General features: G+C 72.6%; 8 protein-coding genes. 6 read left to right on the top strand and 2 right to left on the bottom strand.

Translation table 11 applies throughout. The features are described from left to right. On the bottom strand, positions 1-326 hold a 326-nt coding region (locus ACFVXK_RS34715), incomplete at its 3' end, for a sigma-70 family RNA polymerase sigma factor (protein WP_389620056.1). Positions 327-764: 438 nt separating this feature from the next. On the opposite strand from ACFVXK_RS34715, the gene ACFVXK_RS34710 reads away from it, so the two are divergent. The 6 genes from ACFVXK_RS34710 (at position 765) to ACFVXK_RS34685 (ending at position 6,746) form a co-directional block, all read left to right on the top strand. After that, positions 765-1,004, top strand: coding sequence for a chaplin (locus ACFVXK_RS34710; RefSeq protein WP_389620051.1), 240 nt, complete (start codon positions 765-767; stop codon positions 1,002-1,004). Between the two features lie 967 nt (positions 1,005-1,971). Next, on the top strand, positions 1,972-3,564 hold the full coding sequence (locus tag ACFVXK_RS34705) for a molybdopterin-dependent oxidoreductase (RefSeq protein ID WP_389620048.1): 1,593 nt from the start codon (positions 1,972-1,974) through the stop codon (positions 3,562-3,564). A 91-nt stretch (positions 3,565-3,655) separates the two neighbouring features. Continuing rightward, a complete protein-coding gene (locus tag ACFVXK_RS34700; protein ID WP_389620046.1) occupies positions 3,656-4,306 on the top strand; it encodes a fasciclin domain-containing protein in 651 nt (216 codons plus the stop codon). 759 nt (positions 4,307-5,065) lie between these two features. After that, the gene (locus tag ACFVXK_RS34695) at positions 5,066-6,070 is read left to right on the top strand and encodes a sporulation protein (RefSeq protein WP_389620053.1); all 1,005 of its coding nucleotides are present in this window, start codon (positions 5,066-5,068) and stop codon (positions 6,068-6,070) included. A gap of 4 nt (positions 6,071-6,074) precedes the next feature. Beyond that, a complete protein-coding gene (locus ACFVXK_RS34690; RefSeq protein ID WP_389620043.1) occupies positions 6,075-6,314 on the top strand; it encodes a hypothetical protein in 240 nt (79 codons plus the stop codon). A 66-nt stretch (positions 6,315-6,380) separates the two neighbouring features. Continuing rightward, on the top strand, positions 6,381-6,746 hold the full coding sequence (locus ACFVXK_RS34685; RefSeq protein WP_389620040.1) for a hypothetical protein: 366 nt from the start codon (positions 6,381-6,383) through the stop codon (positions 6,744-6,746). 25 nt (positions 6,747-6,771) lie between these two features. Here ACFVXK_RS34685 and ACFVXK_RS34680 read toward each other — a convergent pair whose 3' ends face one another. After that, complete coding sequence (locus ACFVXK_RS34680) at positions 6,772-8,289, bottom strand: LCP family protein (RefSeq protein ID WP_389620037.1); 1,518 nt, start codon at positions 8,287-8,289, stop codon at positions 6,772-6,774. Positions 8,290-8,505 lie beyond the last annotated feature (216 nt).

Raw genomic sequence — 8,505 nt, 5'->3', positions numbered from 1 at the left:
GTCTCGACCTGCTCGGCGACCTCGTCGAACGCGGTGGTGTGCTCGCGGGACGCCTGGGCCTGCTCGCGATCTGCGGCCGCCTGGGCGGAGCGGACCCGGTCCACGGCCCGCCGGTGCGCGATCGTCGCCGCCCACGTGGTGACGGAGCCCGCTTCGGGACGGTAGCGGGCCGCCTGCCGCCACAGGTCGATCATGACCTCTTGGGCGACCTCCTCGGACTGTGCCCGGTCGCGGACGACCTTGACGACGATCCCGAAGACCAAAGGGGCGAGGGCGTCGTAGAGGGCGGAAAAGGCCTGTTTGTCACCGTGGGCGACCTGCCGCATGACATCGGTGAGGTCGTCGCGGGCAGCGTCGCCGGAACGGCCGCCGTTGAAGGGGATGGGTTGGTTCACCTGTGGGGCTCCGACTGTGGTGAGGAGGCAAAAGGGTGGCCTGGGGCGGCCGTCAGGGGGCGGGGCGTCCATCGCATGCCGGTCCTCGTGTCGTCGGTGCCGCGGGGCCGGACCGCGTCCAGGGACGATCCGTTCTTGGGAGACCTGTTCGTGCATCGCCCGTTCTTCGTAGCCGACGGGCCTGCGGATGGGAGACCGTTTCGTCACCCGCGCAAGCCGGGACCAACCCGTTGGAGGGAAATCGGACACCTCGGCCAAGCCGGCCGGGAAGCGGCGGCGAAGACCGGCTGTGAGGCGCTCCCCCGGAGCTTCCTCACCGGCCGTGCGGGACCACCGCGCGGCCGTACACCCTCACGGGAGGTAGAAGACATGGTTGGTGTGCGGCGAGGTCTGGCCGTGGCACTGGCGGCAGGCGCGGTCGTGGTGGCCGGCGCGTCGGTGGCGGCCGCCGACGCGGGCGCGCGGGGCGTGGCGGTCGGATCGCCGGGCGTGGGCTCGGGCAACCTCATCCAGGTGCCGGTCCACATCCCGATCAACGCCTGCGGCAACACCCTCAGCGTCATCGGACTGCTGAACCCGTCCTTCGGCAACACCTGCATCAACGCCTGACCCCGCACCGCGGGCAAAGCCCCGGTCCGGCGCCCTCACGACGGGGAGGCGCCGACCGGTGACCCGACCCGGCACGGGACGCAGCGCGATCCTGGGGACGCGCAGGGCGCGGTACCCGTGCCGGGCGGATCGGCTGCGGGTGGCTGTCGGCGGCCACCCGCAGCACCCCGCCCTCAACCCGATCTCCCGGCCCAGGGCCGCGCTGACCTGCTCTCCGTTGTCCGAGCGGCTGATGAAGAGGTTCGCGACGAGAGCCCGGTGTCCTGCAGTCCGCGGCCGCCCGGCCCGATCCGCCGTGTCCCGCGATCCGAGCGGCGCCCCGCCATGTCGCCGGAGCCGTCGCTACGCCGGCGCCCGCCTGCTCCGCCCCAGGCTGACCGTGAGCGCGGAGGGGCCCTTGTCGTGCTGGACCATTGGTCACGAGCACCGGCTCCGCCCTCCTGCCCGGCCGCCCGCCACCGCGAAGAACTCGCCCGACGGCCCGATCCCGCAATGGCGATGGCAGCCGCGTGCCGGGCCACCGCTCCACCGGTCCCTCGCGTTCACCATCCTGCCCGACGAGCAGACGCTGGGACCGACCGCGGCGATCGCCGTAGCCTGCTGCGCCGCCGCTTCCCTGACATTCCCCCTCCCTCCTCTTGTGCGGACGGCGGGCCCAGCGCCCCTCCAGCACCGCGCAGACGAGAGATGTCCCGCGCCGATGACGAGCCGTGCCGCCGCGATGGGTGCGGGCGCCCGGCCCCGGGCCCCAGCAGCGGACCGCGTAGAGGTCCTGGCGGCGCTGACGGACACCCCGGACAGCGCGGTGCCGGCGGTGGCTGTGGCGGTCCTGGTCGTGCTACTGCGCAGCCTGCTGCTGCCGCTTCCTTGTCACAGCCGCCCGGGTCGGTCTGTTCACCGCGTTCGGCGCTGCCGCCCGGTTCACCCTTTCGGAGGTCGGACCAATCCGCCGGGTGGGTGCTGCCGAATGCCGGGTGTGAGCAGCTTCCACAGGATCCTCTCCCGCACCGCACGGGGCGGACTGGCCGGAGTTCTGGCCGCGTTCACGGCTCTGGCCGTGGCCGAGCTGGTGGCCGGAGCGGTGCGGCCGGCCGCCGGGCCCGTGACGGTCGTCGGTGGCGCGGTGATCGACCGGACGCCCCCCGCGGTGAAGGACTTCGCGATCCGTACCTTCGGCGAGAACGACAAGACCGTCCTGCAGCTCGGAATCCTGGTGATTCTCACCGTCGTCGCCATCGGCCTGGGGGTCCTGGCCCTGTCCCACCGGCGGGTGGGCACGGCGGGCGTGCTGCTGTTCGGGCTCGTCGGGTCCGCCGCTGCTCTCAGCCGCCCGGACGCCACCGGCATCGGCGACGCACTGCCCTCGATCGCCGGAGCCCTCGCCGGGGCACTCGCCCTCCATGTTCTGGCGTCGAAAGCGGCACCCGTTCCGGCACCGACGGGTGCGGGCGGACAGGATGACACCGAGGGGTGGAGCAGGCGCGGCTTCCTCGCCGCGGCCGGTGTGACCGCTGTGGCGGCGGCCTCGGCCGGAGCCCTGGGGCGGTTCCTCACCGGCCGCCAGGGCCAGGGTGCCGTCGCCTCCCGCGAGAGCGTGGTCCTGCCGGCCCCGGCCTCCCCGGCTCCTGCCGTGCCGGCCGGCGTCCAGCTCAAGGTGGCCGGCATCAGCCCCTTCACCACCCCCGACTCCGTTTTCTACCGTGTCGACACCGCCCTGACCGTTCCCAAGGTCGACGCAGGCACCTGGCGGCTGCGCATCCACGGCAAAGGGGTCACCCGCCCCCGCGCCTACACCCTCGACCAGCTCCTCGCACGCCCGCTCATCGAACGGGACATCACGCTGACCTGCGTCTCCAACGAGGTCGGCGGGCCCTACATCGGCAACGCCCGCTGGCTCGGCGCCCCTCTCGCCGATCTGCTGCGCGAAGCCGGGGTCCGGCCACCGTCCCAAGGCGGGAAGGCGGACCAGCTGGTGGCCCGTTCCGTTGACGGGATGACCCTCGGCTCCCCGGTCGAGGACGTCATGGACGGCCGCGACGCGATGCTCGCGGTCGGCATGAACGGCGAACCGCTGCCGTTCGACCACGGCTTCCCCGTTCGGATGCTCGTCCCCGGCCTCTACGGGTACGTGTCGGCCTGCAAGTGGATCACCGACATCGAGCTCACCACCTTCGACGCCTACGACCCCTACTGGGTCAAGCGGAAGTGGGCCCGGAGGGCGCCGATCAAAACGCAGGCCCGCATCGACACGCCCAAGCCCTTCGCCCGCCCCGCCGCCGGCGCCGTCACCGTCGCCGGCGTCGCCTGGGCCCAGCACCGCGGCATCACCCGCGTCGAGGTCCGCATCGACGACGGCCCCTGGCAGGACGCCGACCTCGCCCCCCAGGCAGGCGTCGACACCTGGCGCCAGTGGTCCTACCCCTGGCGTGCCACACCCGGCGGGCACACGGTCACCGTCCGCGCCACCGACGGCACCGGCCAGGTGCAGACCGAACAGCGCGCCCGGACCATCCCCGACGGAGCGAGCGGCCGGCACAGCGTCTTCGTCACCGTCCCCTAGACCACCCGGCCGACCGGAAGCCCGGACCGGGGCAGCACAACCAGCCAGTTCAACACCCCGTAGAGAAAAGCCCTTCAAGGAGCAATCGATCATGAACAGCCTGAAGATCCGCCGTACCGCGATCGCCGTCGCCGCAGCCGCCCTGCTGCCCTTCTCCCTGGCCGCTTGCTCCGACTCCGGCAGCGACACCGAGGCCGCCCCCACCGCGGCCGCCGGCGACCAGGCCAAGACCGGCGAGACCACCCCGGCGGCCGACGCGATGACCGGCGACCAGCCCTTCGGCCCGGCCTGCGCGGGCGTGCCCAAGGAGGGCGCCGGCTCCTTCGACGGCATGGCCAAGGACCCCGTCGCCACCGCCGCCTCCAACAACCCGGCCCTGTCCACCCTCGTCGCCGCCGTCAAGAAGGCCGGACTCGTCGACACCCTCAACAACGCCAAGGACATCACCGTCTTCGCACCCACCAACGACGCCTTCGCGAAGATCCCGAAGGCCGACCTCGACAAGGTCCTCGCCGACAAGGCACAGCTGACCAAGATCCTCACCTACCACGTCGTCGGCCAGAAGCTCACCCCCAAGCAGCTGGAGAACGGCAGCTTCGAGACCCTTCAGAAGGGCATGGTCACCACGAAGGGCTCCGGCGAGTCCTACCAAGTCAACGACACCTCCAACGTCGTCTGCGGCAACGTCAAGACCGCCAACGCCAACGTCTACATCGTCGACACCGTCCTGATGCCCAAGTAGCCGACGGCGGGACCACGAACCGTCCACGGCCGGTGGGCCCCGGGGCGTGCCCCGGAGGGGCCCGGGGCCCCCGCCGGGGCCCCCCCCGGCCCCCCGGGCGGCCGGGGGGGTGACCCACCCCCCCCCCCCCGCCGGGGGCCCCGGGGCCCCCCCCCCCACGCCCGCGCCCCCACCGCCATGGCCCACCAGCTCCCCCGTCGGAGCCGGTTGCAGACACCGACGGCGGGCGGCAGGCTGTCCATTCCCCCTCGGGCACGAAGGCGCTACCCGCCCCCGTCGTACGCCTTCGCCGCGCTCGGCTCCGGGGCATCGGGCTTCCCGCTGGAGAACAGCCGGGCCTGGGGACCTCAGTACCGGGATGCGGGTCCGGCCTCCAAAATCCGCATGGGCGCGCTGAGCCCGCCCGGCACGAGCAGCGTGACGGTGAACAGCACCCACCGAGCGCGATCGAGATCCGCACCTCCTGGATCACATGCAGCGGGCCCTGGCACCCCCGCCGCCGCTCTCGACCTCCTCCATCGGTACGAACGCCCGCGTCGGCGGTCTTTCGCCGATGGCGGTTCGCGGCGACCCGGCCGCCCCTATGCTTCTACACGTGTGTAGATTCTACCTGTAGGGATCTTCGTGCACCTGCCCTCGGCCTCTCGGCCGCCTGGTAACGGTGCGCGAGAGGTCGCCTGTTGGTGGATGTGACGCCCGGTGGATACAGGCGCGCTGCGCCCGCCTTTGTGAACCATGACTGAAGGAGTGGACGCCACGATGGTGTTCAAGCGACTGCTCGGCTCGTTGGGCGTCGGCGGTCCGACCGTGGACACGGTCCTCGACCCCGCCGGCGCCGTACCCGGCGGCAGCCTGTCCGGAGAGGTCCGCCTGACCGGGGGCCGCGCGGACTTCGACATCGAGCACATCACGCTCGAACTCGTCGCCCGCGTCGAGGCGGAGACGGATGACGGCGAGCACGACGGGATCGTGGTCTTCGAACGCCTCACCGTCGGCGGCGGCTTCCGCCTCCGCGAAGGCGAGCGCCGGAGCGTGCCGTTCGCGGTCACCCTGCCGTGGGAGACCCCGGTCACCGAGCTCCACGGGCAGCCGCTCGGCATCGTGCTCGGAGTGCGGACCGAGCTCGGCGTGGCCGGGGCCAAGGACAAGGGCGACCTCGACGCGCTCACGGTCCGTCCCCTGCCGGTCCAGGAGGCCGTCCTGGAGGCCCTGGGCCGGCTCGGCTTCAGCTTCAAGTCCGCCGACCTCGCATACGGGCGCATCACCGGCACCGGCCGGCAACTCCCCTTCTACCAGGAGATCGAGCTCGCCCCCGCGCCCCGCTACGCGCACCAGGCGAAGGAGATCGAGGTGACCTTCCTCGCCGGACCCGACGGTGTGGAGATCGTCTTCGAGGCGGACAAGCGCGGCGGCGGCCTCCTCTCCGGCGGCCACGACGCCCTCGCCCGCCACACCGTCCGCCACGACCAGGCCGGCCACACGGACTGGAACACCGAGGTGGACTCCTGGATCCAGAGCATCCTCATCTCGCGCGCCGACGGCAAGGCGCGTGGCAACGACCCCTACGGCCACGGGGACGGGGCCCTGCACAAGGACGAGCAGGGCCACCACAGCGGCCACGGCCGCTCCGGCCCCGGGATGGGCACGGCCATCGCCGCGGGGGCCGCGGGTCTGGCCGTGGGCGTCGTCGGCGGCATGCTGGCGGCCGAGGTCGTCGACGAGGTCGGGGACTTCTTCGAGGGCGATGAAGACGACGAGGAGTAGACCCATGGCCGGCCTGGAGGCGGGGAGGGCGGAAGTGCGGGAGACGGCGGTCCTCGACGGCGGTCCGGCGGGAGGACTCCGCGTGCGGGTCTCGGGCCGCCCGGCGGTCGTGCAGGTCACGTACCCGTGCGAACTGGAGGAACCGGCCTGCGGGGTCCGCGTGGAGGCGCTCCACGTGTACCGCCTGGACTACCGGGTGAAAGAGGAGCCCTTGCGGTACAGCTACGACCGCGCGAGCCCCTGAACGGCCCGTCCCGCCCACGGGACCGGACCGGCACCATGCAGCACGAATGATCAAAAGGAGACCACAGTGAACAGGCGCAAGGCCGCGCGGACCATTTCCTCCCTCGCACTGGCGGGACTGCTCCTGGGCGGCACGACGGCGACGGCCGTGGCCGCTCCGGCAGCGCAGGCACCCGCGCTCTCCGCCGCACCCCACTCCGCCTCGCCCGCACCGGCCCACCGGGCCGGCGCCGACACGGTCCTCGCGGCCGAGGACGGCAAGGTGAAGAAGGAAGCGGAGAAGGAGAAGCCGAAGAAGAAGGGGGGATTCCTCAAGAAGCTCGGCATCGCCGCCCTCGTCATCGTGGTGCTCCTCGTGCTGCTCGTCATCGGGATCGTCGTGGCGGTCGTGCTCGGCATCCGGCGCCTCTTCCGCCGGCGCGGCCAGGCCTGACCGGCGGTCCCGAGCCCCTGAGGGGTCAGCCGTAGGACAGGTCGGCGCAGGGGTCGTCGTCCGCGGACCGGGCACCGTCGGCGAACGTGGAGGCAGCCGCCGTCGGGCTCGCGGCGGCCGCCGGGGCCGCGGCGTAGGAGCGTCCCACGATCACGCTGATGCCGTCGCCGCCGCCCGGCATCGCACGGAGCCCGGCGCCGGGGAAGACCTGGGCGACGGTCCTCGCCTGGTCCTCCCGGCCGGGTCCGTACTCGACGACCGTGGCGGCGTAGTCCTGTCGGCTCGCGGTCGCGGTGCCGGTGACCGTGAAGCCGTGGGACCTCAGCAGTTCGGCGCCCCGGGCGGCCAGGCCCGTGACGGTGGTTCCGTTGTACACGGCGAGGCTGATGCCGGCGCCGGACACCGGGGCGGGAGAGCCGGAAGCCGTCGGGCCGGGCGGCGGGGGTGCGGGGTCGGCCTTCCGGCCGCTGGCGTCCTGGCCGTCGATCGTCCGGTCGGCCCTCAGCGAGGCCCACAGGGCGCCGGCGTCCGGTTCGACGAGGGCCACGCGCGCGCCCTGGTAGCGCCAGGGGACGGTGACGAACTTGGTGTCGTGCAGGTCGACGTCCTTCAGCGACATCGCGAAGGAGAGCAACTTGTCGGCGGAGCCCAGTCCCGGGTCCACGGTCAGGGACTTCGTCGCGGCCTCCGTGAGCGGAAGCAGTCTGGTGGGGGTGAGGCCGTCGCTCTTGATCCTCTTGATCAGGGCGGCGACGAAGGCCTGCTGGCGCTTGATCCGGCCTATGTCCGAGCCGTCGCCTATGCCGTGCCGGATGCGGACGTAGTCGAGCGCCCGCTGCCCGCTGACCGTCTGCTCCCCCTTGGCGAAGATCCGCGCGCCGCGGGTGCCGAGATTCGGGTCGAGGTCCTGTGCGTAGACGTCCTGGGGCAGGCACACCTGTACGCCGCCGACGGCCTGGGTCAGGGCGGCGAATCCCTTGAAGTCGACGACGACGGTGTGGTCGACGCGCAGGCCGGTGAGGTTCTCGACGGTGTTCTGGGTGCAGGCGGGGTTGCCCTTGGGGGTCTGTCCGACGGAGTAGGCGGCGTTGAACATGGTGTTGTGCTGCACCGTGCTCCAACTGCCGTCGGGCAGCTTGCAGGGCGGGATGTCGACGAGGGTGTCGCGGGGGATGGACACGGCGACCGCGTGCTTCTGGTCGGCGTAGACGTGCAGGAGGAAGGCCGTGTCGGAGCGGCCGATGTCGTCCTTGTCGCCCCCGCCCAGTGCGCTGTTCCCGTCGGTCCGCGCGTCCGAGCCGATGACCAGGACGTTCTGGCCCTTCGAGGAGGCGGGCCGGTCGTCGGAGACCCCGTCGGCGCCGAAGACGCTGATGTCGCCGTTCAGCTTCAGGTAGAGCCAGCCCCCGCCGCCCGTGACCAGGACCAGCGCCGCGAGCGCCGACACGGCGGTCTTCCCGGCCCGGCTCCGCCGGGGGCCCCCTCCGCGAGCGCCCGAGGTGGCGCCGGGGTGTCCCCCCGCCGCCCGATCAGTGACCGACATGCGCGCATCCCTCCGTCCGAGGCGGCCCACGCAGGAACAGACGCGCGCAGCCGCCTCTTGGTTGGTACGCCGCGCAATGTAGCCAGCTTCCCTGTGAACGCGGCAGGGCCAGGAGGCAGGGCCTAGGCCCTGTCGTCAAAGTCCCGCCGTCGCCCGGAGGGCGGCCTCGCGGCGTCTGGTGCGTGCTCTCGGCGCGCCGGGCGCAAGACCTTGTAC

Source organism: Streptomyces sp. NPDC058157 (genome assembly GCF_042884105.1).
Lineage (GTDB): Bacteria > Actinomycetota > Actinomycetes > Streptomycetales > Streptomycetaceae > Streptomyces.
Note: the sequence above shows the minus strand (reverse complement) of the source record. Positions and strands in the feature narration are given on the sequence as shown.